The organism is Natrinema halophilum, from assembly GCF_013402815.2.
In the GTDB taxonomy this organism is placed as follows: domain Archaea; phylum Halobacteriota; class Halobacteria; order Halobacteriales; family Natrialbaceae; genus Natrinema; species Natrinema halophilum.
Genome location: NZ_CP058601.1, coordinates 896,913 through 922,863, shown reverse-complemented (window position 1 = coordinate 922,863; position 25,951 = coordinate 896,913). Strand labels below are relative to the sequence as shown.

The 25,951-nt window shown below is 59.2% G+C and carries 28 protein-coding genes, 1 tRNA gene and 1 pseudogene; 16 read left to right on the top strand and 14 right to left on the bottom strand.

The features are described from left to right. The first annotated feature begins 277 nt into the window (after positions 1-277). Complete coding sequence (locus HYG82_RS25245) at positions 278-508, top strand: hypothetical protein (RefSeq protein WP_179259071.1); 231 nt, start codon at positions 278-280, stop codon at positions 506-508. Between the two features lie 36 nt (positions 509-544). Here the strand turns inward: HYG82_RS25245 and HYG82_RS25240 are convergent, their stop codons facing one another. The 7 genes from HYG82_RS25240 to HYG82_RS25210 all read right to left on the bottom strand — a co-directional run bounded on the left by HYG82_RS25240 (position 545) and on the right by HYG82_RS25210 (position 5,066). Continuing rightward, on the bottom strand, positions 545-1,042 hold the full coding sequence (locus HYG82_RS25240) for a universal stress protein (RefSeq protein ID WP_179259877.1): 498 nt from the start codon (positions 1,040-1,042) through the stop codon (positions 545-547). A 75-nt stretch (positions 1,043-1,117) separates the two neighbouring features. Beyond that, complete coding sequence (locus HYG82_RS25235) at positions 1,118-1,522, bottom strand: universal stress protein (RefSeq protein ID WP_179259876.1); 405 nt, start codon at positions 1,520-1,522, stop codon at positions 1,118-1,120. Between the two features lie 146 nt (positions 1,523-1,668). Then, on the bottom strand, positions 1,669-2,715 hold the full coding sequence (locus HYG82_RS25230) for an NAD(P)/FAD-dependent oxidoreductase (RefSeq protein WP_179259875.1): 1,047 nt from the start codon (positions 2,713-2,715) through the stop codon (positions 1,669-1,671). Further along, on the bottom strand, positions 2,712-3,074 hold the full coding sequence (trxA, locus tag HYG82_RS25225) for a thioredoxin (protein ID WP_179259874.1): 363 nt from the start codon (positions 3,072-3,074) through the stop codon (positions 2,712-2,714). Before trxA ends, HYG82_RS25230 begins: the two co-directional genes overlap by 4 nt. Positions 3,075-3,545: 471 nt before the next feature. After that, positions 3,546-3,968, bottom strand: a complete 423-nt coding sequence (locus tag HYG82_RS25220; RefSeq protein ID WP_179259873.1) for a CBS domain-containing protein — start codon at positions 3,966-3,968, stop codon at positions 3,546-3,548. Positions 3,969-4,190: 222 nt separating this feature from the next. Beyond that, positions 4,191-4,760, bottom strand: coding sequence for a VIT1/CCC1 transporter family protein (locus tag HYG82_RS25215; RefSeq protein ID WP_179259872.1), 570 nt, complete (start codon positions 4,758-4,760; stop codon positions 4,191-4,193). Positions 4,761-4,772: 12 nt separating this feature from the next. Continuing rightward, positions 4,773-5,066 (bottom strand): DUF211 domain-containing protein, encoded by a 294-nt coding sequence (locus HYG82_RS25210; protein ID WP_179259871.1) that lies wholly within the window; start codon positions 5,064-5,066, stop codon positions 4,773-4,775. A 273-nt stretch (positions 5,067-5,339) separates the two neighbouring features. On the opposite strand from HYG82_RS25210, the gene HYG82_RS25205 reads away from it, so the two are divergent. From HYG82_RS25205 to HYG82_RS25180, 6 genes are all read left to right on the top strand, one after another. Next, positions 5,340-5,921 carry an HdeD family acid-resistance protein gene (locus HYG82_RS25205; protein WP_179259870.1) on the top strand — a complete coding sequence of 194 codons (582 nt, stop codon included), beginning with the start codon at positions 5,340-5,342 and terminating at the stop codon, positions 5,919-5,921. A gap of 430 nt (positions 5,922-6,351) precedes the next feature. After that, positions 6,352-7,191, top strand: coding sequence for a 16S ribosomal RNA methyltransferase A (locus HYG82_RS25200; RefSeq protein WP_179259869.1), 840 nt, complete (start codon positions 6,352-6,354; stop codon positions 7,189-7,191). Between the two features lie 231 nt (positions 7,192-7,422). Continuing rightward, positions 7,423-8,601: a mechanosensitive ion channel family protein gene (locus HYG82_RS25195; protein WP_179259868.1), complete on the top strand. Its 1,179-nt coding sequence runs from the start codon at positions 7,423-7,425 to the stop codon at positions 8,599-8,601. Next, complete coding sequence (locus HYG82_RS25190) at positions 8,601-9,173, top strand: HemK2/MTQ2 family protein methyltransferase (RefSeq protein WP_179259867.1); 573 nt, start codon at positions 8,601-8,603, stop codon at positions 9,171-9,173. Before HYG82_RS25195 ends, HYG82_RS25190 begins: the two co-directional genes overlap by 1 nt. Before the next feature lie 346 nt (positions 9,174-9,519). Further along, positions 9,520-10,518 (top strand): 5-methyltetrahydropteroyltriglutamate--homocysteine methyltransferase, encoded by a 999-nt coding sequence (locus tag HYG82_RS25185; protein WP_179259866.1) that lies wholly within the window; start codon positions 9,520-9,522, stop codon positions 10,516-10,518. Then, a complete protein-coding gene (locus tag HYG82_RS25180) occupies positions 10,515-11,591 on the top strand; it encodes a methionine synthase (RefSeq protein WP_179259865.1) in 1,077 nt (358 codons plus the stop codon). Before HYG82_RS25185 ends, HYG82_RS25180 begins: the two co-directional genes overlap by 4 nt. 306 nt (positions 11,592-11,897) lie before the next feature. Here HYG82_RS25180 and HYG82_RS25175 read toward each other — a convergent pair whose 3' ends face one another. From HYG82_RS25175 to HYG82_RS25160, 4 genes and pseudogenes are all read right to left on the bottom strand, one after another. Further along, positions 11,898-12,695, bottom strand: a complete 798-nt coding sequence (locus tag HYG82_RS25175) for a M14 family metallopeptidase (RefSeq protein WP_179259864.1) — start codon at positions 12,693-12,695, stop codon at positions 11,898-11,900. Between the two features lie 375 nt (positions 12,696-13,070). Then, on the bottom strand, positions 13,071-13,661 hold the full coding sequence (locus tag HYG82_RS25170; protein ID WP_235217822.1) for a carbohydrate-binding domain-containing protein: 591 nt from the start codon (positions 13,659-13,661) through the stop codon (positions 13,071-13,073). Continuing rightward, positions 13,607-13,966 (bottom strand): annotated as a pseudogene (locus HYG82_RS25165) (hypothetical protein); the annotation flags it as partial. The pseudogene HYG82_RS25165 and the gene HYG82_RS25170, both read right to left, overlap by 55 nt. Before the next feature lie 765 nt (positions 13,967-14,731). Beyond that, entirely contained in the window at positions 14,732-15,226 is a 495-nt protein-coding gene (locus HYG82_RS25160; protein ID WP_179259863.1) for a DUF309 domain-containing protein, read from the bottom strand. Positions 15,227-15,875: 649 nt separating this feature from the next. Between HYG82_RS25160 and HYG82_RS25155 the strand changes: the two genes are divergently transcribed. The 6 genes from HYG82_RS25155 (at position 15,876) to HYG82_RS25130 (ending at position 20,492) form a co-directional block, all read left to right on the top strand. After that, a tRNA-Leu gene (locus HYG82_RS25155) sits at positions 15,876-15,958 on the top strand. Positions 15,959-16,177: 219 nt separating this feature from the next. Continuing rightward, positions 16,178-16,768, top strand: a complete 591-nt coding sequence (locus tag HYG82_RS25150) for a protoglobin domain-containing protein (protein WP_179259862.1) — start codon at positions 16,178-16,180, stop codon at positions 16,766-16,768. Positions 16,769-16,865: 97 nt separating this feature from the next. Then, positions 16,866-17,669, top strand: coding sequence for an inositol monophosphatase family protein (locus HYG82_RS25145; RefSeq protein WP_179259861.1), 804 nt, complete (start codon positions 16,866-16,868; stop codon positions 17,667-17,669). A gap of 100 nt (positions 17,670-17,769) precedes the next feature. Next, positions 17,770-18,897 carry a DUF63 family protein gene (locus HYG82_RS25140; RefSeq protein WP_179259860.1) on the top strand — a complete coding sequence of 376 codons (1,128 nt, stop codon included), beginning with the start codon at positions 17,770-17,772 and terminating at the stop codon, positions 18,895-18,897. Positions 18,898-18,976: 79 nt separating this feature from the next. Then, positions 18,977-19,864, top strand: coding sequence for an NOP5/NOP56 family protein (locus HYG82_RS25135; RefSeq protein WP_179259859.1), 888 nt, complete (start codon positions 18,977-18,979; stop codon positions 19,862-19,864). Next, positions 19,857-20,492 (top strand): fibrillarin-like rRNA/tRNA 2'-O-methyltransferase, encoded by a 636-nt coding sequence (locus tag HYG82_RS25130; protein ID WP_179259858.1) that lies wholly within the window; start codon positions 19,857-19,859, stop codon positions 20,490-20,492. The genes HYG82_RS25135 and HYG82_RS25130 overlap by 8 nt, the downstream gene beginning before the upstream one ends. Before the next feature lie 261 nt (positions 20,493-20,753). Here HYG82_RS25130 and HYG82_RS25125 read toward each other — a convergent pair whose 3' ends face one another. The 3 genes from HYG82_RS25125 to HYG82_RS25115 form a co-directional block, all read right to left on the bottom strand. Further along, positions 20,754-21,317: a phage tail protein gene (locus HYG82_RS25125; RefSeq protein WP_179259857.1), complete on the bottom strand. Its 564-nt coding sequence runs from the start codon at positions 21,315-21,317 to the stop codon at positions 20,754-20,756. Positions 21,318-21,845: 528 nt separating this feature from the next. Continuing rightward, positions 21,846-22,106 (bottom strand): MarR family transcriptional regulator, encoded by a 261-nt coding sequence (locus HYG82_RS25120; protein WP_235217821.1) that lies wholly within the window; start codon positions 22,104-22,106, stop codon positions 21,846-21,848. 140 nt (positions 22,107-22,246) lie between these two features. Then, complete coding sequence (locus HYG82_RS25115) at positions 22,247-22,663, bottom strand: hypothetical protein (RefSeq protein WP_179259856.1); 417 nt, start codon at positions 22,661-22,663, stop codon at positions 22,247-22,249. A gap of 98 nt (positions 22,664-22,761) precedes the next feature. Between HYG82_RS25115 and HYG82_RS25110 the strand changes: the two genes are divergently transcribed. The 3 genes from HYG82_RS25110 (at position 22,762) to HYG82_RS25100 (ending at position 25,925) form a co-directional block, all read left to right on the top strand. After that, a complete protein-coding gene (locus HYG82_RS25110) occupies positions 22,762-22,902 on the top strand; it encodes a hypothetical protein (protein WP_179259855.1) in 141 nt (46 codons plus the stop codon). Between the two features lie 73 nt (positions 22,903-22,975). Continuing rightward, positions 22,976-24,286 (top strand): hypothetical protein, encoded by a 1,311-nt coding sequence (locus HYG82_RS25105; RefSeq protein WP_179259854.1) that lies wholly within the window; start codon positions 22,976-22,978, stop codon positions 24,284-24,286. Between the two features lie 43 nt (positions 24,287-24,329). Then, a complete protein-coding gene (locus tag HYG82_RS25100) occupies positions 24,330-25,925 on the top strand; it encodes a fatty acid--CoA ligase (protein ID WP_179259853.1) in 1,596 nt (531 codons plus the stop codon). Positions 25,926-25,951 lie beyond the last annotated feature (26 nt).

The following is a 25,951-nucleotide window of genomic DNA, read 5'->3' as shown; positions in this document are numbered from 1 at the left end:
TTGTGGACGACGATCGGACCGATAATAGTGTCCCTCGTCCACAACCGATCTGCTGACCGGGTCGATCAGACTCGACGAACAGTCCGTTCTGTCAGATGCTTTCATCCCGTGGGAACACGCTGAGGGCCTTTATCCGATGACCTCGATAACTGAAGTGCCGAAAATCATGTGTGAGTGTCATATCTACCGCTCTGACGGAGCCGTCAGATGTACGTGTAATGTCGACGATATCCTGTCGCTGCTCGCATATTCCCGTCGCCGAACGGTGATCACGGTTATGGAATCGACGTCTAAAAACCCATTAGCTCGCGAATCGCTCATCGAGTCGCTCCCGACGTCCGGGGCGATGACCGCCGACGAATGGGCCCTGGAACTCGAGCACAATCACTTCCCCTCCCTCGAGGATAGCGGTCTCATCGACTACGACGCCTGTAGCGAGACGATACGATATTACGATTGTGAACTCATCCCGAACGTCCTCGCCGCAATCGAACGAACGACGGCATGACCCGGCGGCGACCGAGTTGGAAGCGCCATCGAAGGCCTACGACGAGGTGTTCTCGTCGTCGTAGAAGTCCGCGTGTGGTTCGATCGCGTCGAGTCTGGGCGGATGTTGATGTCGGACGATGAAAACGTCGTACGCTTCCTCGGCGGCCACGTGAACCCCCACGCTCGTCAGCGGCGTCACGACGCGGCCGACGTTGTCGCTGCCGAGAAACACGACGCTCGGATCGTGGTCGAGAACCAGCCGCTCGATGTGATCGGCTAACTGGGATTCCGGCGGGAACTCGCGGATTCGTTCGTGTTCAAACGTCGCATCGGGGGCGATCGATCGAACCTGTTCACGAAGTTGCTCCACGACGGAGTCGACGTCGTACGTCTCATCGTCACCGATCCACCCTTTCTCTCTCGCGTACCGCTTTCGTTCGGGGACCACGGAGACGGCCGTCACGAACTCCTCGAGTGCGTCCCCGTATTCGGCGGCTCTGACGAGGGCGGCTTCTGCGAGCGGTGATCCATCAAATGGAACGACGAACGTCATAGGTGCCGGTTCTCGCTCTCTATCATTAACTTCGAGGGTCGGTCTCGGACGAATCTGGCGCGCATGTGTCCACCCTCAGGCCGTGATCACCGGTCGGTCGACGTATCTAACGACTCGTTCTGCGGTGCTTCCGATTTCACCACCGGAAGTGAGACCGCGGTTACCAATAATGAGCAGATCAGCGTCGATTTCGTCTGCGTACTCACCGATCTGTTGAGAGGGTTGTCCGCTTCGCACCTCAGTCGTTACATCGACGTCTGCCCGAGACGCGATATCAGTCAGAATCTCCTGTCCCCGCTCTTTCAAATCTTCGGCGACAGAATCTGCGTTCGACATCATCGAGCTTCCGTATCGCCGCGTATCGACGACGTAAAGCGAATAGAGATCGGCGTCGAACGACGACGCGAGATCGATTGCGTGGTCGGCAGCTCGAGTTGCGGGGTCACTCCCGTCCGTCGCGACGAGGATGGTATCGTACATGGGCGGGGCCATCCACCACCGGCCGAGACATATAAGTTACAGGTCTGCCTGGAATTGCCAGCAGTCACTCACCACGTACGGTGCTGTCCTTTCAGCGACGGATTTCAGAGACAGGGAGCCACTGGGTCGATTCTCTCGGAGTTTCGCTAATCGTCAGCCGGCACCTCGGTAACGGCGTCGGACTGTGTCCCCGCTATCGCTCGTTCCTCGAGCCATGCCTCTGCGTCGAGAGCGGCCATGCTTCCGGTTCCGGCGGCAGTGATTGCCTGTCGGTATTCGGGGTCCATCACGTCGCCGGCACCGAAGACGCCGTCGACCGAAGTTTCGGTCGTCCGCCCGTCGAGCGTCCGCAGGTGTCCGGAGTCGTCGAGTGTGACGGCGGTGTTCGCGAGGAAATCCGTGTTCGGAACGTGGCCGACGCCATAGAAGATGCCGCCGACGTCGACCTCGTCGTACTCGACATTCGCGCCCGCTTCGAGTTTCTTCTTCGGTCGGCCGTCCGGGTGCCGGACGAGAGTTGCCCCCGTGACGCCGCCGTCTTGTGTGCCGTGAATCTCGAGCAATTCGGTGTTCCAGCGAAACGAGATCTTCTCGTGGTCGCGGGCTCTGCGGGCCATGATGTCCGATGCGCGCAGCTCGTCACGGCGGTGAACGATCGTTACGCTGTCGGCGAATTTCGCCAGGAAGAGCGCTTCTTCCATCGCGCTGTCGCCACCACCGATCACGAGGACATCGTCGCCGCGGTGGAACGCACCGTCGCAGGTCGCACACGTCGAGAGTCCGTAGCCCATCAGTTCGTCTTCGTTCTCGGCTCCAACCCAGCGGGCGCTCGCACCGGTCGCGACGATCAGCGCACGGGTTCGAAGCGTGTCACCGGTCGCGAGGTCGAGTTCGAACGGCCGCTCGTCGAACGTCGCGCTCTCGATGCTGCCGTGGCGGAACTCGGCGCCGAAGCGGTGAGCCTGGTCTTTTCCACGCTGGATCAACTCCATGCCGCCGACTCCCTCGGGGAAGCCGAGGTAGTTCTCTACGTCGGTCGTAAGCGTTAGCTGACCGCCTGGCTCCGGGCCCTCGAGGACCAGCGGCTCGAGATCGGCTCGTGCGGCGTACACCGCAGCCGAGAGCCCGGCGACGCCGGAGCCGACGACGATCACGTCGTGGATAGTCTCGGATTCTGTCGCATGCTCGTTCATTCGTTGGTATATCCCTCGATCAGACTGCGAAGTCGGTCAGCGGGCAGTGCGCCGGTATGTTGTTCGACCTGTTCGCCGTCCGCGAAGAGGACGAGCGTCGGGACGCCCCTGACGCCGTACGCACCCGCGAGCTGCTGGTGCTGGTCGACGTCGACCTTCGCGATTACGGCGTCGGTCTCGCCGGCCAGTCTCTCGAGGACTGGCTCGAGCATCTTGCAGGGACCACACCAGTCAGCGTAGAAGTCGACGAGAACGACGTCGTGCTCGTCTGCGACATCATCGAGGTGGCTTCCGCTCTCGATATGGAGCGGTTCGTCGATCGACTGTCCGGCTTCGCCGTCGTATGCATCAGTTGCCATCACTCCCCTGTACGAATTGGAATGATTTAAAGGTTTTGTGTATTCCATGCAATATCGTATCGCACCGGGATCGACTGAGAACGATTTGGTCCATGATCGGGGCCGAAATTGGCCTTCTTCCTCGGTGGAACGCCTGGCTCCTCTCCCCATATTGTCCAATGTATTCAATACTGTCTGCTGGCGTGAACTCCGCCTCTTCTGACGATCGGAGGGACACGAAAGCCGGTCGTGATCGCCGTCAGCGCCAGTTTGGCGTGCCACTTCGGGTGTCGGATCGGCAACCCCGTTACTGCACTCTACAAACCCGTCGAGTCGGATCGGGCGAGACGGACACGAGCGACGACCGACGTCGCACCGCTGTTCCCGTCCGAGTCGTCGATCTCCGCCGGTTTCCGTCGCGAATCGGACTACTCGGTCGCGAGGGTCTTCAGAAGTGAGGCGACAGGCCGATCCGGGACCGACGGCGGAAACTCAGTACGGCGGTCGCTGTTTCCGGATGACCCCCGCAAGTTCCTGGTGTTCGTCGGCGAGCAGTTCGTTCAGGTCGTCGATTGTGAGGATTCCCGATAGTTCCCCGTCGGAATCCGTAACAGGGAGTCGTCGGATGCCGTGTTCGCTCATCAGTTCGGTCGCCTGGTAGAAGCCAGCGCCGTGTTCGATCGTGCACGGATCTTCCGACATCACGTCTTCTGCCACCACCGCGTCCGGATCGGTTTTCTCCGCGAGGACGTTCGCTACTAAATCGCGATCGGTGACGATACCGGTGGGTTTCCCGTCGTCCGTAATGACGACGCTGCCGACAGCCTCGTCAATCATGATCGATGCAAGGTCGTCAATCGAAACGTCGGTCGCGGCCGTAACCACGTTGCTTCGAGCGAGGTTTTCGACTGGCATCTGTATGCCTCCATCCCACAACGAGCACCATAATGAGTAGCCGACATCGCCATGACACTCCGACTGAAACGTCATTCATCTGTTCGATACTGACCCGATAACTGAACTGCCGAGGCAAAGTACGGTTCGACCATAGAGCGAACTCGAGCGTCCGCCTTCAGCGGACAGTTCAATCTCGAACATGATTTCTCGAGCTATCATTGCGACCTTCGCGATCAGCCATCACCCGGGTAAGAACAGGTTGAGAACCGCAACGACGATTCCCGCCAGCCCCATACGGACCCCGGCGACGATCCAGTTCTGTTTCGAAATCGAGCCGAGATACGCCCCGAACGTAAAGAGGACAACCACACCGATTCCGACTGCCACGATCGTGGCCTCGAGCGGCGAGAAGAGGACGCCTCGAGCGAGAAACGGCAACAGCGGGAGTATGATTCCGATGAGCGGACCGATTCCGCTCGCGACGGCGTTGATCTTTCGCGCGCCTTCACGACGATCGCGGAGTGTCGTGTCTTGCAGGTCGGTTAGCATAGCGCGCTCGATTCGCATCAGCTCGGCCTGTTTCTCTGCTCGTTCGATCTCCCAGACGCTCCAGACGCCGGACGTCCCAAGACCGACGGCCGCCCCCAGACCGATGGTGAACACGGTGAATCCGTCGGTGACCCCCGATAGGTACGCGCCGACGACGACCCCGATGCTCGTCAACGTCCCGTCGAATCCGTTTGAAATGAAATACCGACGCGAGATCGACCTGACGTCCTCGTCAGCGAGGAGTGTGCGAAGGGAGGCCACTGTCTCACCGTATCAGTTGTCCTGGGGCGTGTCTCGCTCGTCGACCAGTCGCTCACCGCATGCGACCCCGTCGATCGAGTGAACCGTTCCGCCGAGATCGGTGATGGCCCCCTCGATAGTCGCGGCATCGATGGCGTCGCCTTCGATCGTCAGCTTGAGATTCTGGACGACACGATCGGTCTCGACGAGTGCGACGTTGACCCCGGAGACGCCCGTGCAGCCGGCAACGACTTCCGCAAATTCGATGATGTCGGGTTCGTGTGGCTTCATCACATCGAGAATGAGCCGCCGTATCGGGGGTGCCATGGTGTGGATATCGAGTTCGACGACCTTAGTGAGAGGGGGAGATCGAAGCCGATACCGGCGCGATCGAGTGCGCCATGGTCGAGTACACCGCCTCGAGTACCGACCGCAGTCGACAGGCGACCGTGGTAATTCGGACGCTCGCATCCGCGATGGCGAACCGACCCGTCTGGAGCGGAGCATTTTTCGCCGACAGGTCGCGGTTGGAGAACTGTTGTCCGGCGTGAAGTGGTATTTACGGATCTGAGCATCGTATTTTATATGGGGTGGAACGAAATGGTAGACGCTTCAGTGAATCAGAGGACCGGTATCGATCCCGATCAAGACTGGCGAATCCCGGCGGGCGGCGGATTCTTGCTGGTCGTCCTCGGCCTGTTGGCGATCCTGTTCCCGTTTGTCACCGGCGTGTCGCTGTCGGTGATCCTCGGTGCGTTACTCGTTGTCGGCGGATTCGCCCACGTGGCCCACGCGTTTTCGGTACCCGGATGGACGGGAAGTGCGATACAGTTACTCCTCGCGGTAGTCTACGTTGTCGCCGGAATCGGCTTACTGGCGAACCCGGTACTGGGGTTGACGACGCTGACGCTGCTCGTAATCGCATACCTGTTCGTCGGCGGAATCGTCGAAATAGGTGCAGGGCTGAGCATGCCTCGTGAGGCGAACGGGCTATGGATCGCCGTCAGCGGCGTGATCGGAATCTTTCTGGCGGGCTTGCTATGGGCCGGGTGGCCGTCGACCGCACTGTGGGCGATTGGAACGCTTTTCGGAATCAACGTGCTCGTAAGCGGCGTCGCGTTGCTGTCGGTCGGGTCGGCCGAGCGGCGCGTCGTCGGAGAGGAATCGACTGCTGCAGCGTGAAAGAACGCGTTCCATTTTTCGTCCATCTGCCGCGAACCTATCGGCGTTCCGACCGGCCTCTCGTCGCTGATCCGTCGCTGCAAGACGGGGATCAGGGTCAGTAAACCGGACTGCGACCGCGACACCGATGAAGCCGGCCTCGAGTCGGGTGCATCGCGGCACGCGCTGGCGGTTCCCCAGTCGGGTCCGATGTCGGTTTCGGTCGGAACGAGCATCGTTCCCTCGAGCGAAACGAGGTCGCCTCTTGTGCACTCTCCGAGTGCATCGGCTGGGCGAACGTGGGTGGGGAGACGGAATCCCTGCCGGAGGACGTACGCCGAACTAGACGTCCAGGTGCGGCCGCGAGTCGAACCTGCAGTTCGGAAGCAGTGGGCCGTGCCCCGAACGACGAGACGGTGCGTTTACATTCGCCCCGAACCTAGCAGCGGCAATGAGAGATCCAGACGGGTTGATCGCGCGTGCCGGCGTCCGTGGCGATCCGGACCGCGACCAGCACTTTCTCGTCGACGATCGTGTTCTGGACCGGTTGCCGACCTATCTCGATGATATCGACGCCGATACGCGTCACCTGCTCGAGATCGGTGGCGGCACGGGGGCGCTGACGGACCGACTGCTCGCGGTCGCCGACGAGGTGACCGTCGTGGAGCGCGATCCCGTTCTCGCTGATTTTCTTCGCGAGGAGTTCGCAGGGGAGATAGACGCTGGCACCCTTACGGTGATCGAAGGTGATGCTCTGAACGTCGACCTTCCGGACTTTTCGGCGTCGGTGTCGAACCTGCCGTACGGCGTCTCGAGCGAAATCGCGTTTCGACTTTTTCCCCGAAAGCAGCCGCTGGTGTTAATGTTCCAACAGGAATTCGCCGAGCGGATGGTCGCCGAGCCCGGCACGAGCGAATACGGCCGGCTCTCGGTCTCGAGTCAGCACTACGCTGACGTCGAACTGGTCGAATCGATCCCGAACGAAGCGTTCTCCCCGCCGCCGGCGGTCCGGAGCGCGGTGGTACGAGCGGTTCCGCGCGAGCCCGGGTACGAAGTCGACGACGATGAATTTTTCCTGCGATTCGTCAAGGCGTTGTTCACCCAGCGCCGGAAGACGATCCGCAACGCGATCCGGAACACGGCGCATATTTCCAGGCTGGGAAACCCCGAGGCCGTCGTCGACGCGGCCGACGATGCCGTTCTACAGAAACGGGCCGGCGCGATGGCGCCCTCCGAGTTCGCCGCGTTGGCCCGACTTGCGCGGGACGTCGGCAATCCCGATGCCGTGTAACCTCTGGTAGCGACTCGAGCGGGTCGCACGAGACGGTTCCGGCGGGCTCCACGAGTCGGTTCGAGCGGATCGCACGAGTCGGTTCGAGCGGGTCGCACGAGACGGTTCCGGCGGGCTCCACGAGTCGGTTCGAGCGGATCGCACCGGAGTCTCGGGCCGGACGAACGGACCCTGCCTGCTGACCAACGAATACTCAAAGCTGCGCGAACGATTGGTTGTAGGGACGATCATATGTCCGGATTACTGACGGGACTCGACTGGCTGTCGGAAGCGATTCCGTCGGCCACCCTCAAACTCGCAGTCTCTCTCGTTGCGGTTGCGATCGTAGTCTCGGTTCTTCTCTCCTATCGACGATTCCACGCGTGGGTTTGCCAACGGACGAAGCCGCTTTACGCCGACGTCATCTCGATGACCTTGCTCATCGGCATCTGTTTCGTGTGCCTCGGCGTCGTGACGGGTGTCTGGGGGCGCATGGAAGAAGTTCAGCAGCTGTACTCGGAACTCGATCTGAACAGTAACGTCATTCCGCGTGCGATCTTTTCGTTCCTTCTCATCGTCGTGACGGTGATCATCACCCGATTCGTCCGCCGATTGATCGAGGAAGTATTCGGTTCATCGTCCGCCGTGACGGCCCACCAGCGGAAAGTCACTCATCGCCTCTCGCAGGTGATCATCTGGTCCGTCTCGCTCGTCGTCGTGCTGGGCGTCTGGATCGAGGATCTCGGGAGCCTCCTCGTGGGTGCCGGCTTCCTCGGTATCATCGTCGGCATGGCCGCTCGCCAGACCCTGGGAACGATGCTCTCGGGCTTCGTGCTGATGTTCGCGCGGCCGTTCGAGATCGGCGACTGGATCGAAGTCGAGGACAACGAGGGAGTCGTCACCGACATTTCGATCGTTAACACGCAACTTCGGTCGTTCGACGGCGAGTACATCATGATCCCCAACGACGTCATCGCCTCGAGCATGGTAACCAATCGTTCGAAGCGAGGCCGCCTGCGCCTCGAGATCGAAGTCGGCGTTGACTATGCAACCGACGTCGATCGGGCGATCACCCTCGCCGAAGACGCAATCGACGACATCGAACAGGCGCTTTCCGCGCCGGCACCCCAGGTCGTTACCAAGTCCTTCGGCGATTCAGCCGTCGTTCTTTCAGCTCGGTTCTGGATCGATAAACCGAGTGCAAGGCGATACTGGCGGGCGCGGACTGAAGCGATTGGCGCTATCAAACGAGCGTACGAAGCCGAAGACATTACGATCCCGTTCCCACAGCGGGAACTCTCAGGACGAGCCGAAACCGGCGGGTTCCGGATCGCCGACGAACAGGAGCGGAGTGTGGGGAGCCAGACGGGCGAGAACGGCAGTGACGAAGCCAGACAGGAACACCGGATGACCACTCCGGAGGAGAACTGATGGGGCTCGACGATAGACGCGACCGGGAGCCGGACGTCTACCAGCCCGCCGAAGACTCCGCGCTCTTGGCTCGAGCGGCCTGTGATCGGGTGGGCGAAAACGAGCTGGTTCTCGAAGTAGGCACCGGTTCGGGCTTCGTGGCCGGACGGATCGCCGACGAAACGGACGCCCGGGTTATCGCATCGGACGTAAACCCGTGGGCAGTACGACAAGCCCGCCGCACCGATGTCGAGACTGTGCGGGCCGACCTCGTCGCGCCGTTTCGCGACGGAACGTTCGACGCCGTGGTGTTCAACCCGCCGTATCTCCCGACCGATCCCGAAAACGAGTGGGACGACTGGATGGAACGTGCGCTGTCCGGCGGTGAAGACGGCCGCGCGGTCATCGATCCGTTTCTCGAGACGGTCGACCGCGTTCTCGCTCCCGACGGCGTCGTCTATCTGCTTGTCAGTAGCCTCACTGGCGTCGACGATGTCGTCGGACGCGCCGGCGAGGAAGGGTTCAGTGCCGTCGCCATCGCCGATGAATCGTTCCCCTTCGAGACGCTAACAGTCCTCGAATTGCTTCGGTAAGCGGTGCCGACGGTCCGCGAACGACGAGGGGGTGAGCGCGCCGAATACTCGTTTGCGGTTCTCGTGCGGCGATACAGCAACAATGCGCCCGATGATACGCGACAACGCGGCTCACCGGGCTAATTCGGATCACGCCGACGGTTCTGTCGGCGGAACTGATGTTTTTGTCGCACGGAGAGGCTTCGGACGGCGAGCGGAATACCGGCGAATACGAACGCGGCCGTCGGAGACGGATTTCGAACTCCCAGGCCGTCCCGATTCGGCTATCGGATGCCGCAATGATTACTGTGAAGTATTACGATGGATGGAAAATATTAAGCGTCGGTATAGCCTAGCCAGGTCTACGATGACTGAGTACGTTTCGACCACGCCGGGACTGTATCCGCTCCCGGATTGGGCGAAAGACGACCTCTCGGACCTCAAAGGCCACCAGAAACACGATCTCGTCAGCGGTGACGAGGGCGAAGAGATCACCGCGGCCTACGATGCGGCCCGCGAGGAAGTGATCGAGGGACAGATCGAGGCGGGACTCGACCGCGTCGTCGAGGGCCAACTCCGCTGGGACGACATGCTCGCACACCCGCTCGCAGTCCACGACGCCGTTGAAACGCGCGGGATCGTCCGCTACTACGACAACAACAACTTTTACCGCGAACCCGTCGTCGACGGTGATCTCGAGTTCTCCGGTGACGTCGCCTCGGAACTCGAGTCGGCGGCCGAACTGACCGACGATCTGCAGGCCGTCCTCCCCGGTCCGTACTCGCTCGCGGATCTCGCGACCGACGAACACTACGGCAACGAGGCGGAATTTATCGGTGCGATCGGGGACTTCCTCGCCGGCGAGGTTGAGGCCTTCCCCGACCACGAGACCCTGTTCCTGCTCGAGCCGTCATTGGTCGAGAACGCACCGACGGACGGCGAAGACGAACGTGCCAGCGATGCGATCGATCAGGTCGCAAACGCAACCGACGCAGACGTCGTCGTCCAGCCGTACTGGGGCGCACTCGAGGAAAAAGTATACGCGCACCTGCTCGATGCCGACATCGACGCGGTCGGTTTCGATTTCGTCGCCAACCAGGACGACAATCTCTACAACGTACAGGAGTACGGGGTGACCGATGACATTTCACTCGGTCTCGCCGACGGCCAGAACACTCTCGTTGAGGACCCGGAGGCGATCCGGGACCGAGTCGACTGGGTCGACGACCAACTGCAGGTGACCGAGTTCGAAACGGTCTATCTGACGACCAATACGGAAACGTTCTATCTGCCCTACGGCAAGTACGTGGAGAAACTCGACGTCCTTGCGGAAGCCGCAGACCTCGCGGAGGTGACCGCCGCATGAGCCCACAGGAAACCAAAGATCAGTTCCGACCCGAGAATCACGAGAACGACACCTTCCTGCTGACGACCGTCGTCGGCTCCTACCCCAAGCCCAAATGGCTCAACCGCGCGAAGGAACTCTACGAGGACGACGACGCCGACTTCGACGAAGCGAACTGGCAAGAAGCCAAAGACGACGCTGCCCGGCTCATCACGGACGAACACGAACGCGCCGGTCTCGACGTCGTCGTGGACGGCGAGATGCGCCGCACCGAGATGGTCGAATTCTTCGCCCATCGTATCGAGGGCTACGAGTTCAACGGCCCGGTCAAGGTCTGGGGTCACAACTACTTCGACAAGCCAAGCGTCGTCAGCGAAGTCGAGTACGACGAGAGCTGGCTCGTCGACGAGTACGAGTTCACCGCGGCAGCGACCGATCGACCGGTCAAGGTCCCCATTACGGGGCCCTACACCCTCGCTAACTGGTCGTTCAACGAAGCCTACGACGACGAGGAGGAACTCGCCTACGACCTCGCCGATCTCGTCAACGAGGAGATCGAAAAGCTAGTCGACGCCGGCGCACGCTACATCCAGATCGACGAACCCGCGCTCGCAACCACGCCCGACGACCACGCCATCGTCGGCGAAGCACTCGAGCGCATCGTCGACGACATCCCCGAGGAAGTCCGCATCGGCCTCCACGTCTGTTACGGCGATTACTCCCGTATCTATCCCGAGATCCTTGAATTCCCGGTCGACGAGTTCGACCTCGAACTCGCCAACGGTGATTACGACCAACTCGACGTGTTCAAAGATCCCGAATTCACGAAGGACCTTGCCCTCGGCGTCTGTGACGTCCACGTCGCTGACGTCGAATCTGTCGATGAGATCGAGGACAACATCAAGAAGGGTCTCGAGGTCGTCCCGCCGGAACAACTCGTCGTCTCCCCCGACTGCGGCGTAAAGCTACTGCCACGCGAGGTCGCCTTCGGCAAGATGAAGAACATGGTACAGGCTGCTCGGAACGTCGAAGCGGACCTCGACGCGGGCAACATCGATATCGAACGCGGTACGCCAACCCCGGCCGACGACTGAGCGGTTCGCCGAACCGTCGCCCCCCGTTCCCGCGGGAGCCGAGTTTCGGCCACAGCCCTCGACCCGGGCTGGCACTCGCTTCGTTCCGACGAGCAACCGCTCGCCTCATAGCATCCCGACGCGACCACGTCGCGATCGAGCACGGATCGACGGAAATGGCAGAAATAGATGCAGTACCGCCGCGATGAATCGGCACGGCTACTGCACCGAACGGAGTCGACGAATCCGTCGCATTCGAACCGCCTGGGACGCCCGTCCCCGTCGAGATTGAATCGTTGGCGACTGAATAGGTGCTTTCGAGAGCAGTTAGTCCGCCACAGCCTGCGTCTCGAGGACGTCTATTTTTTCGGCAGAGTAGCCGAAGACGTCTTGATATCCGTTCGACGACATGAGGACCGGGTAGAACGATTCTTCGGCGATCTGCTTTTCACCGTCAGCCGCGGCGAACGGTGCACCTGGCTCGACTTCGGTGAAGTTGTCGACGAAGACTTCGTAGGTGTCGGCCTGATCCTTCCGGATGACGTCAGTGAGCCGGTAAACGGGGAGGTCCCGGCGAACCGTATCTCCGGGTAACGCGTCCACAGCGGTTAGAAAGGCCCGTGTCAGTCGATCGGCATTTTCGGCAGCCGTCTCCGATCCCTGAAGCCCACACTCGACTTCGATGGTATCGATAGCAGAGAACAGTCGGCCCTCCGCGAAGTTGCTCGTCTCGACCATTGCCGTGACGGGAAGTTGTGGAACGATGTCTCTCGCCGTCTCGGTGACACCGTTGACGATGGCGAACGGTTCGGCATGGCTTTGCGTCGAATGCATCGAGAACGCCAGACAGCCCTCGAGTTCGGAGACGAGATCGTGTGCGAGTTTACCCTCGTGGGTCGTCGCTGCCGGGTCACCCGGGAACGCGCGGTTGAGATCTTCATCGACGAACCGAATCCGTCGCTCCAGAGCCGCCTCGTTGACGACGATGAGTTTGATTGGGCGGTTGACGGATGGGCGGTCATCGAGGAGTCGCTCGACAGCCCGGACGCCGCATGGTTCGTCCCCATGGATACCCGCAACGACTGCAATTTCTGGCTCTCCCGTCCCAAGCTGTGCAACTCTCATTATCAGTTACTTGGACTGAGACGGCAAAGGCGGTTCGATCTATTGCGGTCCAGATCAGTCAGTAGCTCCCAGCTAGCAGCAGTTTTCACGCCCGTTGTCATGGCGGGCGGAATCCGTAGTGGTAGTCTGACCGACAGCTCGCGATCGGCGCCCCACGTCGTGCCGATCTCAATACCTGTTCGAACCCCACTGGTTCTCGGATGAGAACGGATATTCGCTGTCGACGGTACGATCGATCGGAAACGAGAATTCACGGTTCACAATCGCTTGGAGACGACCGCTGGTAAATGTACTGTCGGACGCGAATCGATTCCGAATCCAGGACGGCGGATGGGAGTTCCCAGTTTGACGGTTCCGAGCGGTTCGCTGCTCGAGTCAGACCTGTCGAAGTAGCTCGAGGACATCCGTGCCGTCGACCTGGCCGTTCCCGCTGAAGTCGAATTTCTCGGGGTTGTTCTGGACACCGTCGGACCGCAGGTGTTCGAGGAACGCCTCGACGTCTTCGTGGGTAGTCTCGCCATCACCAGTGAAGTCATTGTACAGGCCGTCGCCGGTAGTATCACGGATTTCGTACTTGCCGATTTCGATGGTTTCAGCTCCGACGGTGTCGTTGCCGGTGTCAGTACCGTTTCTCTCATCGGTGTCGTTGCCGGTGTCAGTACCGTTTCTCTCATCGGTGTCGTTGCCGCCGTCCGTACCGTCGGTAGCCGTGATTTCGAGCCAGTTGAAATTCCACTCGGCCGCGTTAGCAGTGACGCGAACGACGTGTTCGCCGGCTGACAGCGACGCGTTGCCAAGGTCGACCGTCGTCCAGTTTCGCCAGCCGCCGGTTCGCCGAAGGAACTGGCCGCGACCGTCGATCCGTCGACGGCGACGGTGAAATCGCCTCCTGTATACTCCGAAGCAACTTTCGCTGTCAGATCGTACGTCCCACCGGATGAGCCCTCGACGGTGTACTCCCACCATTCATCGGTTTCGATCCAGCCGACGTTGTAGCCGCCTTCGGACGCGGATTCGATGTCGACGTCGTCAGAACGATAGGCGCCACCCTCGTTTCCGGAGGTCCGTTCATGATACGCCACGCCTTCTCCCACAGTGTCGTAATTCTCGGCCTCGATCCGGCCCGGTATTTCGTGGGGCGAGCCACCATAGGGAGATCGCGTGTCAGTACTCTCGTCGTCACTGTTGCCACCGCCACCACTGCTTCCCTTCCGTGCAAACCTGGCGCCAAAATCCAGATCGAAGTGGAACTCGCTTCGCTCGTCCGTCATGTAACCTCGTTCCCAACCGGCGTTGACGACGTCGCCCTCGTGAGAGACGAAGGCGATGTTCTCGCTATCGACGTTGTTTGCAACCCATCGTGTCTGGTCGTGGGCGTATCCGATTCGGCTGTCCGATTCAGCGTAGTACTGCGTGTCCGAAAGTGCAACGATCGTCCATTCCTCGCTCGCTGCGCTCGCTGAGTGCGTGGCACCTGCCCCGAGGACGATCCCGGAAGCCGTACATCGCAAAAACGTTCGCCGATCTACGACGTTGCTGTTCCACTCTGTCCCCCTTTCGAACTGCCATCCTCGACTTGCATGTAACCTCCAGTTTTTGGGTATTGATGGATGCGCCGGTATCGCGGTCCCTGTGCGCTTCGAAGATAATGTACTTGATTATCTTCTTGGTAAATGTTACCATCTTTCATCCATAATACTTGCTATCAACAATAATATATTCACATCGAACCGTCGATGAGTGGACGTGCGGATCCAACGCGGTTATCGTATCGAGACAGCCGGCATTCGGTTGGCCTTTACGTGCCGGAATCGTGACACCACAGGTCGCTGGTCTCGGAAATCGATTCCGTCCTATGTCGCTTCCTGCCGTCCAACCTGGTAGAATTTCCAGTGTCTCTGCGTCCGAAAGCGGAAGTCGTCACGAACTGCAATCCGCGATCCTTTTCCCCGGAATGACGTTACAGAAACGTCGTCAAGGCAGCACCTCTGGTACGTGGCATCCGATCCTGGCGGCGACCGACCCGCGATACGTCTCTACTCGAGTTCCCTCGCGTATTCGAGATCGATTTCCGACGCCTCCGGGTGTGTCCCGTCGAGTTTAATCTGCCAGTCGTGCAGTACAGATGGGTCGTCCAGCGCGTCTTCGAGCGTCGATTTCACGTCAGGAATATCGACGCCATAGAAATCGCTCGGCACGTTCTCTAGGTACTGCAACGCCGTCTGAAACAAGCTCGACATGCCCCCGTCGTCCTCGAAATCGAAGTGCTTGTAGGCTCCCGCCGCGACTTGGACCATCCCGTGTAAAAACGTGCTCTCTGTGGACCCTCTTCCGTAATTGTACCATTCCGCTTCGAAACAATCGTGTGCATCGTGAAATTCACCGACGTTGTAGAGAGATATCCCGTGGATTACGGCTCGTCGAAGCGTCCCGTGTTCCCACCCGTTCGACGCCGCCCGCCCCTCGTTCCATCCGGCCGGATTCCCCGAAATAGGTGGCCCAACGGTATCGTCCCGAGTATGGTCACGCATCAGTTCTCACTACGTCGGTTAGGGCCGTATCTTTTATCCACGAATCGTCGACCTCGAGTAGACGGCCTCGAGGCAATCGGAGGACCATAGCACGCCTCGTCGTTGACGGGCCGTCACGATGGACGGTGGCGACACGAGACACGACGAGTAGCTGTCGACCGAGGTCACAGGCTGCTCTATCGGAGCCCGTGTAGTTGGCTCGTCGACGGTGAGGGAGCCGAAACTGGACAAGAGCAGTTGGAGGACTGTCTGGTCAATTCTGCGACCCCGTAGCCATGGAGTTGAGTGTGTAAGCACCGCCTTTATTCGGTTACGTCACGCTACATTGATTGAAATGACCCAGCCATACGGCCGGTGTCAGCACTGCGGTGAGCGCCTCTACTCCCACATCGAGGGAGGCTATCAGTGTCTGAACTGCAACGAGCGATACGCGAAGCTCGAACACTGAGTGACTCGATCGACTCGACAGCCTAACCGACAGAATGCGTTGCCCTGTCACGGTTATTTGTCGCTCCTCGAGTGAGGTCTAGGCCCACCATACCGATAACCGACGGTAGTCGTCACACGTAATTCCGTCTTTCTAGCCGACACGTCACCGAACGCGGATCGGACGATTTATCCTCTGGGAGGGCCTCAGGCTCAGATGCGTGCGAGGGTAGCCAAGCGGTCAACGGCGGCGGACTCAAGATCCGCTCTCGTAGGAGTTCGTGGGTTCAATTCCCTCCCCTCGCATCGCAAGATGCGGAAGATCCCGACGGAGCGATCTTCCCTCGCAAATATCTGCTGCTGATAGCCGCTGAGCGACGCGTAACCGATGGATTCGTTGGTCGACTGACGGACTGACACCGCACCAAACCCAGCGATGCGAACCGTCATCGATTCGGACCGGTCGATTTCGTCCGATTTCCCACCCAGGTTTATGCTCTCGACGGTGGGAGGTCGCCCCACTCTATGGCCAGTGATCAGATACCGGGGTATACGTACGGAACGGACGATATCCCCGATGCACCGATCAGTATGGACGAGTTCGATCGGTTGAAGCAGACGGTGCTGTTCGACGAGGAAGACGAGGAGGCACTTCGGCGAGCCGGCGACGTCCTCGAGGAACAGATCGACGACGTTCTCGAACTGTGGTACGGCTTCGTCGGTGACCACGACTTCCTGCTGTACTACTTTACAGACGGCGAGGGAAACCCCGACGAGGAGTATCTCGAGCGGGTCCGCGAGCGGTTCGGCCAGTGGATCCTCGATACCTGTGACGCGCCGTACGACGAGGAGTGGCTGAACTATCAGTTCGAAATCGGTCGTCGCCACACTCGCGAGAAGAAAAATCAGGTCGACGATGCGGACGCGGTCGATCACATCGACATGCGATATCTCGTCGCCTTCATCTATCCGATTACGGCGACGATTCGCGACTTTCTCACGGCGGGTGACCACACCGACGAGGAGGTTGACGAGATGTACCACGCCTGGTTCAAGTCGATCGTGTTGCAGGTAACCCTCTGGAGCTACCCGTACGTGCCGGAGGAAAACTGGTAACGGTCACCGCGTTCACCGGTCTCGGTCGCGTCGAGTTGAGGGGGACCGAGAAACGATAGTACGACCACTTTTGACTCCCGGTCGCCGAAGATGGCTCATGAGTGAAGTCGACTCCGATTCCGGTCGCGCGGCCGTCGCCGTTCGCGCAGCGAACGAAGGTGCAGCTGTCGCGGCCGACTCGTTCCGGACGGACCTGGCCGTCGAGAACAAAGGAACCAAGACGGACGTCGTGACGCAAGTCGACCGGGATGCCCAGAAAACCGTTATCGAGACGATTCGAGGGGCATACCCGGACGACCCGATCGTCGGAGAGGAGGACGGTGCCTGCAAGAAGGTCCCGGCATCGGGCCCGGCGTGGATCGTCGATCCCATCGACGGAACGAACAATTACGTCGGCGGCAATCGCGCGTTCGGGACCGCCGTCGCAGTAGTTGTCGACGGCGAACCCGTCAGTGCCGCGACGGTCTGCCCGGCCCTTTCCGATACGTACCGCGTCGGACCCGAAGGCGCGTTTCGCAACGACGAGCCGCTATCGGTCAGCGACTGCGACGATCCGGAGGCTGCGACCGTCTGCCCGACCTTCTGGTGGGACTTCGATCAACGCGATCAGTACGCCGCCGCGACTCGCGAACTCGTCCAGCGGTTCGGCGACATGCGTCGGTTCGGTTGCGCCCAACTCGAGTTGGCTATGGTCGCATCGGGCGCGCTCGAAGGGATTATGACTAACCTGCGGACGAACCCCTGGGACACCGTTGCCGGCGTTCAGTTGATCCGCGAGGCGGGCGGCGTCGTCACCGACCTCGAGGGAGACCGCTGGCGACACGACAGCGCCGGTCTGGTTGCCTCGAACGGTGCGATTCACGACGAGTTGCTCGCGGCTACTCGCGAAATAGAGCGATGAGCCGTGCTTTGACCTCCGTGATTGGTCAGTGCTCGGCGATCGAACAGTCACGCGCGGTGAAAATCGGAAACGGTAAGCGCTCCCGGTAGGGCATTCGGGTATGGACGACTTCATCGATCGGATCGGGCCCGAACGCGTCTGGGCCGCGACCGTCGCGAGTCTCGTTGCCGTCGTGGTTCTCGGCGCTGTCCTGTTCCCGCAGCGGGTGTACGTCGACATCATCTGGCAGTATTTCTGGGGTCCGGTCGTGGCCGATGCTCACAGCTGGAACTGCGTCACCTGGGCCGACGGCCAACAGGTTCCTTGCGGCCAGGCACCCGCTGATCCCGGTCCAACCGCTGAACCCGGTTACACGTTCGTCTCCTATAGCGGCTACATCCCGACACTGGTCTTACTGTTGGTCGGGGTCGTCTTCCTCATTCGTCGCCTCGAGATCGACCGTTACCGGGCTGGCTTTTTCGCCCTGTTCCCGTTCATGCTCTTCGGCGGCGCGCTACGAGTCGTCGAAGATGCGAACGCGGCCTCGTTCGAAGCGACCGGCGAAATGGCCATCCAGCTCCCGTGGTCCGGCTTCATCATCAGTCCGCTCATCTACTTCACCGTCTTCTTCATCGCCCTCATCGCGGTGGTGAGCTCGGTCTGGCTCGAGCGCAACGACTACGTCACTGGCTATGAGTACCCACTGGCCGGAATCGGAACGGCGCTGCTGACGATCGCAATCGTCTACCTCGCGTACATCGCCGCAACGGAGCCGTACGCGGAATTCCACCCCCTGATTCCCCTCGTCATCCTCGTGGGTGCCACCCTCACTACCATGATCACCTGGGTCGGGATCGAACGGTATGCTCCGGAACTGAACCGCGGGACGCGGAACATGGGGATTATCGTCATCTGGGCCCACGCGGTCGACGGGGTCGCAAACGTCGTCGGCCTCGACTGGGCGACCTCGCTCGGATTGCCCGCTAATCTCGTTCCGAAGCACCCGATTAACCGAGCGATCGCCAATACGACGGCGGACGTTTTGCCCGCCGACATCGTTTCGACGATCGGCTCCGCCTGGCCGTTCCTGTTGGTGAAAGTCGCCGCCGCCATCTTCATCATCTGGATCTTCGACGATACCGTGTTCGAAGAGAACCCTCGCTATGCGATCTTGCTCATGATTACCGTCGTCGCCGTCGGCCTCGGACCCGGCACTCGCGACATGTTGCGGGCGACGTTCGGCGTCTGAATCGCCATTTTCCCGGGTTCCCAACCGGTGACCGATCGCGAACGGGGGCTTTAATCGCCCCGGGCGGGAACGAGCGACTATGACCGACACGGACGGGTGGTTCGCGGACGCGGAACGCGACGATTCCGACGCGATGGCAGCCGGGATTCGCGAGGGGAATTCCGACGAACCGCGGAACTGGCCCGCTCTCGCGCTCGAGGCGGGATTCGCCAGCGACGAGGACGACTACTACGACGCTCTGCGCGAAGCGACGACCGCAGCGACGCGGACCGCGGTGGCCGAACGCGAGCAGGCCGACGACCGTCAACTCGTCCACGCGGTCCGAGCGATGGACGACTGTAACCGAACTGCCAACGAACTGGCAGAGCGGCTAGCCGAGTGGGCCGGGACTGTAGACCCCGAGGCGGGAACCGGCGTCGAGTACGCCAGAGCGGTGGCAAGCGGTGAATCCGGCGACGCGCTGACAGAGCCCGCGATTCGTTCGCTCGCCGAACGGATCGCCGACTTGGCCGACGAGGCCGACGATCTGCGCGCATTCGTCGAGCGGCGGACGCCGGCCATTGCGCCAAACCTCTGTGCACTCGGCGATCCGGTCCTCGCAGCGCGACTGATATCCCTCGCCGGTGGCCTCGAGGAACTGGCGAAGAAACCGAGCGGAACGATTCAGGTCCTGGGTGCGGAGGACGCTCTATTCGCCCACCTTCGGGGGCACGCACCGTCACCCAAACACGGAATTATCTACACGCACGACGCGGTCCGCGGCACGCACCCCGACGACCGGGGGTCAGCCGCCCGCGCAGTCGCTGGCAAGCTCGCTATCGCGGCCCGCGTCGATTACTACTCGGGCGAATCGAAGCCCGAACTCGAAGCGGAACTAGCTGAGCGGATCGAGACGATTCAAGCCCGGACTGCGGAGAAGGAGTCAGACGACGATGCCGCACCTGACGGGGGTGTCGACCATGAGTGACAACCGTCCGGCGGGGGTCGAGCGCCGCTCGTTCGACGGAGATGAGCGACTCGCGACCCACGGCGAGCCGGTGTACGGCGAACCGACGGACGGCGAGTGGCGCGCCTGGAATCCGAACCGGTCGAAACTCGGTGCGATGCTCGAGCTGGGGATGGACACTGGTCTCGAGGGAGGCGAGACCGTCCTCTACCTGGGTGCCGCGAGCGGGACGACCGTGAGTCACGTCGCCGATTTCGCGGGACCCACCTACGCCGTCGAGTTCGCCGCGCGACCGGCGCGCGATCTGCTCGAGGCCGCGAAATCTCGCGATCGGCTCTTTCCGTTGCTCAAGGACGCGCGGAAGCCGGAGACCTACGCCCACGTCGTCGAATCGGACGTGGACGTGATCGTCCAGGACGTTGCGACGCGGGGGCAGGCGCGTGTGGCGCTCGAGAACCGGCGCTTTCTGGCCGACGACGGGCGGCTCCTGTTGGCCGTGAAGGCGCGGAGCGAGGACGTGACTCGGGAGCCGTCAGCTGTGTACGATGACGTTCGGGAGGAGCTTTCGGAGGGCTATGAGTTTGTTGAGACGAGGGGGCTCGAGGAGTACCATACGGATCACCTCGGAATTGTGGCACAGCCTCTCTAAGTCAGAGATGGGGTTGCTGTCGTAATTCCTGCTGTCTTTCTGATTCACTATGCCGAAAAACCCGGAATTGCTGAGGTAACCACAATCAAACAACGCATATACACAAAAGCGAATGGACTATTATAACCAGTATGATATAATTTTGGAGGTGCGATTCAGTCACTTACTAGTTTCAGATAGCGATTGTGTTCCGACCTCCGAAGTCGAAACGACGCTCTCAAATAGCGGAACCCCTGCGGATAAGTACATCGCTGAGTCTCCTTACACCTCAGTGCGTACCATTTTGTCGAACGCGACTGTGACTGCTTCCGTACCAACGTTTTCTTCAGCATTTGCATCCAGTTCTGGCGGCTCATACTCCGTAATCCACGAGTTGGAAAACTGCCATTCGATCACTGCTTCACCGTCTTCGTTCATCAGGCTGACCGTGACTTTTTTTCGGCCTGAGTCTACCTTACCCGCGATGACGTCATCTTTCCACTCCCGAAGTACAGGATCACCGGGAACGAATCCTCGTACCAGTTCCAGTTCGTCGTAGGTCGTTTTTCCCCAGAGTTTCTTTTCGTAGTCGGGGTCAGAGCCGTCACGATATTCATCACGTTCGGTCGAACTACCTGGAATCTTTACGTGTTGAAACCCTGCAATTTCGGTGTCGTTTATTTGAACCGTGAATCGTCCAGTACGCATCGGTCCGTGACGGTCTTGTGTATTTGTGTTCATATCTATCATCTCGCTTAACATGCCCTGACAACCACTGAGTGCGACCGTAATCCCACCCACCGAGAGGGTTTGAATGGCCTTTCGCCGCGTGATGTCTTGATCCATCGGTGTTATTCGTTAGGGGAATGGTTTCGACTGCCACCAACCCGTTCGAGTCGCACGTTCACGGGTTGAGCGTAACACGATACGTGTGGATTCGATTGATACCGTTTCTCACACTCTCGCCAGTTGCCACATATACGTCAGTGTATATAGAATTTTATTTTTTCAATGGTATAATTTTATAGATTAAATTATTAAATAGTAAAATGTGGTGCGGTCGAACGTCTATCGAAAGCATTCCATTCCGACGATCGAAATGATCGTCGGTCATTTTCAACCGACACCATTAGAACGAGTTTGTCGATTACAGATATCTCTGATAATGAAGTTAAAATAGTTATTTGATCTCGAATCCGGGAAAAGGGGGACGTTTCCCACCTTGAGCAGAGTAATATCGTCTCTGACGTCACGACTGGTTCATTCCACCGAAATACCACTATCGTCATCCATGCACCGCGGTATGTTCGATGGTGATCCGCTTGCGAATCGTCCAACCGATGGAGAACTAACGGTCGGGCACAACTATCATATTCAACCTCTATCCAATTTTCTCCCGTCTAAATCGCCTTGAAGATACTTTTCGCCAGTATCAGTAATCGTATATACTCCATTTCCGATATTTTGGGTCAGACCATACTTTTCCAACTTCATACAGCGATTATTTATATGTTGGCGGGAGAACGGGATCGGACCCTCACTTTTGATCTTTGATGGCGATCGTGGTCCGTTCTCTTCCAAAAACTCGAGAATCCTGTCGTCAGCGAGAACCATCCAGTCAGCAGAAATCCGCATATTACTCGAATACCCTCACGGTATCTAATCGTCGTCGGAAAGCAGCTACAAATATTAGATAGATTGTTCAGACGCTATCGATAATTATACAAACTTTGAGAAACTATAGTTTCTCCAGGAGCTCTCAACAAACCCGATTGTCAGAGTAACGTGGAAAACGGCCCGGTGCTGGAGACACCGAGACCGCAGATAGCTCCCAAATCGACCCTGGAAGCCATGATTGACGACGTTCGCGGGGCCTTGAACGCCCCGCTCGAGCAGACGTACCACCCCGTAACCGACCCTGATCCGACGGCAAAATCGTCTGGACCGCCCTCACCGCCTTCCAGCGCGATTGCCTCGAGGCCATCGCCCGTCGCGAGCGCGACTGCAGACGGTGCGACGAGCGTGGAATCGCACACACCCTCGAGCGGGCCTATCCCGTGGTCGATCGCACCTGGCTGTATCCGACTCTGACTGTCCTCGTCGGTCGCGGTCTCTTCTCGAGACGCGAGCACCCGGCCGAACGCGCGACCGAGTACCGGTTGACTGGCGAAGGTTGCGCCCTTCTGTTGCAACGCGCCGAACGCATAGCCGACGCCTGTGGGATGTCGACCACCGCGCTCGGCGGCAGATCGGAGCGGGAGCGCGGTCGAAGGGTAAACGAAGAGGTCGTATGATCGGACCTCGAGACGATGCCCCGCTGCAGTGCCCGGACTGTCGCGCGGCGATCGACGAACGCGACCCGTTGCTCGACTGGTGTCTCTGTGACGACTGTGAAGTTGCGCTCGACGCCGACGGAGAACGGATCACTTGACTACCTCCCACGACTGACCAGTATACACCGTGTTTCGAGTGAGGCTTATGGTGATTGCCAAAAACTATTTAGTATGGGGATCTCCCGTCGGACTCTCAAAAGACTACAGAAAAGTCAGGATACTCCATCAGAACCCTCCACTCCACTTTCATCTGCAGTAGAGGCTGGAGAGAAAATCGAAGAATTACAGGCCCAACGCATAGAAAATCTCAATTCGACGGCGAATACGATTTTTGCATCCCTCGTCGGCGGCTCGAGTATCTTCGCTGGCCTCGCTGCCCTGTTGTCGTTTTTCGGATCAGGCGGCGGAGAGATGATAAGTGCCTCTCTTCTCAACTACATCACCGATTCGCCCTACTTCATATCGGGGATCGTGTTTTTCGGCAGTTCGGTCCTTTTCACACTGCTCGCTATTGCGCCGTATCGATACAGACGAGGTGTCGATCAGATCGATTTAACAAACGCTAGATTGAACAAGGTAACCAGTACGGACCAGTGGCACCGCGAAGTACTGGATACGGTGATCCGAAACATCGAATACAATGCAACGTCGATCACGTGGAAAGTTCACGTCCTGTTCGCGTCCGTAATATCCCTCGTTATTTCGTTATTTTTGTTCGCGATTGTGGTACTCGAATTGCTGTCGACACTCGAGCAAAACGGTTCCTACGAGATACCTAGTGAGGTCACACATGGGTATCTGGTGGACGAGGGGATAGTAACGGTTCTCTTTTTACTCATTATCTGCATTTCGTATTTCCCGGTTCACGTCCAATTCACCCCTTATTCGATCACGGAACGACTCGTAGATGGCGACTCGACTGATTGGTGCCAGGGAGCACGGAAATCTGTTTTTCACGATCCGATATCTCATTTTTCCCTTCTCCCCTTCACCGTCTTAATAATCGAATCAGTTGGTGTGTACTTCATTTTTAGAGAAGGGATGCCACCGGGATGGCGGTTAGCGTCCGCGATCATCGTCGGTCTCGTTTTAAGTTTCTTGCTCCACATCGGTTCGCACGTGATCCAGTACTGGATAGACCGAGAACCACTGACGGTTCGATTAGAAGGAGATTCAGCACAGCCGTATATAGAGCTAGGAAATAACTACAGGGATAAATTAAATGTAACGGGATGGAGTATCGAAGTTGCTCCTTTGCCAGCAGAACAGACGAGTGAATATACATTCCCTCCGAAAAGCGAAGTTTCTGAATCCGATAAAATAAAGATATACGGAGAGAGGGGAGAAAGTATGAATGACGAACTGTCTATTCCCGAACTTTCTCTTACCGAACGGGGCTCTGGTTGGATGGAAGAAAAATACGAGCTCACGGTTCGAGATTCGAACGGACACGTGAAACAGAAGGTCGTAATTCCATCGTGAGGGCTCATTAAAGAATATATGCGGGAACGTAGTATTCCGTGGTATGTCAGAGCACCCCACTTTGGGCGACACGTTGGAGGGGACTGTCGAGCGACACCCGGATCGCGATGCGATCATCTATCCGCGCAAGGACCAACGGTGGACGTACGCCGACTTCGACGATCGGGTAAATCGGCTCGCGAACGCCCTACTCGAGGCCGGAATCGAGAAAGGAGATCGGGTAGCAACCGTGCTCTACAACGGGTCAGAAATAGCACTCACCGTCTTTGCGTGTGCGAAAATCGGCGCCGTTTTTACCCCGCTTAACTTCCGCCTGCCAGCAGGCGAGATCGAGTACATCGTCACCGACGCCGAGGCGGAGATGGTCCTCTTCGAATCAGCGACTCGGGAGGCAGTCGAGAGTGCCCGACCGAACCTCGAGACCGTCGACGAGTACGTGTTCATCGACGACGACCGGGCGGATACCCCGTCGGATGCCGACGGTTTCTACGAGATGCTCGAGTCAGGGTCGCCCGACCGACCCGACGTTCGCGTCGACGAAAACGACGTGTACGCCTTCATCTACACGTCCGGGACGACGGGCCAGCCGAAAGGAGTCGTCCACGAACATCGGGACATGGTCGAGCACAACCTGCTGTGTATCGCGGAGTCGAATCTCACTCGAGACGACGTGGGACTGTCAATGATGCCGCTGTATCACTGCGCCGAACTCCACTGCAACCTATTCCCGCGAGTCCACCGCGGTGCGGCGAACGTGATCCACCACGAATTCGAACCAAATGCCGTCCTCGAGGCGATCGAAACGCATGCCGTTACGCTCGTATTCGCCGCACCGACAGCCTGGAACGCACTCTCGCTGACCGCCGCCGAGATGGACGTCGACGTCTCCTCGCTCCGACTCGGCCTGTACGGCGCAGCGCCGATGCCCGAACAGGTTCTCGAAAACTGTAGGCAACACCTTTGCGATGACTACCTGCAAGCCTACGGCATGACCGAAATCGGACCCGCGGGCGTCTTTCAGGCCCCGGAAGATCAGCTTTCGAAACAGGGATCGGCCGGCCTGCCCGCGCTCAATCACCGCGTGCGAATCGTCGAACCGGATGCGGATCCGGAACAGGTCGTCGATGAAGGCGCCGTCGGCGAAATCCTTATCGCCAGTCCGTGTACGATGCGCGAGTACTGGAACCGGCCTGAAGCGACCGCAGACTCGTTGCGCGAAGCCGATGGGACGACGTGGTACTACACCGGCGATCTGGGCTATCGCGACGACGACGGCTACCTCTACGTCGTCGACCGGAAAGACGACATGATCGTTTCCGGCGGCGAGAACATCTATCCGTCCGAAATCGAGGACGTGCTGTTTACACACGACGCCGTCGAAGAAGCGGCCATCGTCGGCGAACCCGACGATGAATGGGGCGAGCAGGTCGTCGCGTACGTCGTCGCCGACGACAGCATCACTGCGTCGGACCTCGATGCATTCGCCCTCGAGAGCGATCACCTCGCTGACTTCAAGCGACCGCGAACGTACTATTTCGTCGACAAACTCCCCAAGAATCCAAGCGGTAAGGTACAGAAGTTCAAACTTCGGACGCACGAAGCGGACGTCGAGCCCGAAACCGAATCGATCTCGACCTGACTCGACGATCAGGGACAGGGTGGCTC

What these genes read in the sequence shown, in the direction of transcription:
- HYG82_RS25140 (WP_179259860.1), top strand. Translation starts at nt 17,770, where the DNA reads ATGGACGACTTCATCGATCGGATCGGGCCCGAACGCGTCTGGGCCGCG.
- HYG82_RS25230 (WP_179259875.1), bottom strand. Translation starts at nt 2,715, where the DNA reads ATGAACGAGCATGCGACAGAATCCGAGACTATCCACGACGTGATCGTC.
- HYG82_RS25125 (WP_179259857.1), bottom strand. Translation starts at nt 21,317, where the DNA reads ATGGATCAAGACATCACGCGGCGAAAGGCCATTCAAACCCTCTCGGTG.
- HYG82_RS25120 (WP_235217821.1), bottom strand. Translation starts at nt 22,106, where the DNA reads ATGCGGATTTCTGCTGACTGGATGGTTCTCGCTGACGACAGGATTCTC.
- HYG82_RS25145 (WP_179259861.1), top strand. Translation starts at nt 16,866, where the DNA reads ATGAGTGAAGTCGACTCCGATTCCGGTCGCGCGGCCGTCGCCGTTCGC.
- HYG82_RS25195 (WP_179259868.1), top strand. Translation starts at nt 7,423, where the DNA reads ATGTCCGGATTACTGACGGGACTCGACTGGCTGTCGGAAGCGATTCCG.
- HYG82_RS25245 (WP_179259071.1), top strand. Translation starts at nt 278, where the DNA reads ATGGAATCGACGTCTAAAAACCCATTAGCTCGCGAATCGCTCATCGAG.
- HYG82_RS25170 (WP_235217822.1), bottom strand. Translation starts at nt 13,661, where the DNA reads ATGGTGGGAGTACACCGTCGAGGGCTCATCCGGTGGGACGTACGATCT.
- HYG82_RS25130 (WP_179259858.1), top strand. Translation starts at nt 19,857, where the DNA reads ATGAGTGACAACCGTCCGGCGGGGGTCGAGCGCCGCTCGTTCGACGGA.
- HYG82_RS25175 (WP_179259864.1), bottom strand. Translation starts at nt 12,695, where the DNA reads ATGAGAGTTGCACAGCTTGGGACGGGAGAGCCAGAAATTGCAGTCGTT.
- trxA (WP_179259874.1), bottom strand. Translation starts at nt 3,074, where the DNA reads ATGGCAACTGATGCATACGACGGCGAAGCCGGACAGTCGATCGACGAA.
- HYG82_RS25205 (WP_179259870.1), top strand. Translation starts at nt 5,340, where the DNA reads ATGGTAGACGCTTCAGTGAATCAGAGGACCGGTATCGATCCCGATCAA.
- HYG82_RS25105 (WP_179259854.1), top strand. Translation starts at nt 22,976, where the DNA reads ATGGGGATCTCCCGTCGGACTCTCAAAAGACTACAGAAAAGTCAGGAT.
- HYG82_RS25160 (WP_179259863.1), bottom strand. Translation starts at nt 15,226, where the DNA reads ATGCGTGACCATACTCGGGACGATACCGTTGGGCCACCTATTTCGGGG.
- HYG82_RS25235 (WP_179259876.1), bottom strand. Translation starts at nt 1,522, where the DNA reads ATGTACGATACCATCCTCGTCGCGACGGACGGGAGTGACCCCGCAACT.
- HYG82_RS25180 (WP_179259865.1), top strand. Translation starts at nt 10,515, where the DNA reads ATGAGCCCACAGGAAACCAAAGATCAGTTCCGACCCGAGAATCACGAG.
- HYG82_RS25135 (WP_179259859.1), top strand. Translation starts at nt 18,977, where the DNA reads ATGACCGACACGGACGGGTGGTTCGCGGACGCGGAACGCGACGATTCC.
- HYG82_RS25185 (WP_179259866.1), top strand. Translation starts at nt 9,520, where the DNA reads ATGACTGAGTACGTTTCGACCACGCCGGGACTGTATCCGCTCCCGGAT.
- HYG82_RS25200 (WP_179259869.1), top strand. Translation starts at nt 6,352, where the DNA reads ATGAGAGATCCAGACGGGTTGATCGCGCGTGCCGGCGTCCGTGGCGAT.
- HYG82_RS25220 (WP_179259873.1), bottom strand. Translation starts at nt 3,968, where the DNA reads ATGCCAGTCGAAAACCTCGCTCGAAGCAACGTGGTTACGGCCGCGACC.
- HYG82_RS25240 (WP_179259877.1), bottom strand. Translation starts at nt 1,042, where the DNA reads ATGACGTTCGTCGTTCCATTTGATGGATCACCGCTCGCAGAAGCCGCC.
- HYG82_RS25210 (WP_179259871.1), bottom strand. Translation starts at nt 5,066, where the DNA reads ATGGCACCCCCGATACGGCGGCTCATTCTCGATGTGATGAAGCCACAC.
- HYG82_RS25110 (WP_179259855.1), top strand. Translation starts at nt 22,762, where the DNA reads ATGATCGGACCTCGAGACGATGCCCCGCTGCAGTGCCCGGACTGTCGC.
- HYG82_RS25190 (WP_179259867.1), top strand. Translation starts at nt 8,601, where the DNA reads ATGGGGCTCGACGATAGACGCGACCGGGAGCCGGACGTCTACCAGCCC.
- HYG82_RS25150 (WP_179259862.1), top strand. Translation starts at nt 16,178, where the DNA reads ATGGCCAGTGATCAGATACCGGGGTATACGTACGGAACGGACGATATC.
- HYG82_RS25100 (WP_179259853.1), top strand. Translation starts at nt 24,330, where the DNA reads ATGTCAGAGCACCCCACTTTGGGCGACACGTTGGAGGGGACTGTCGAG.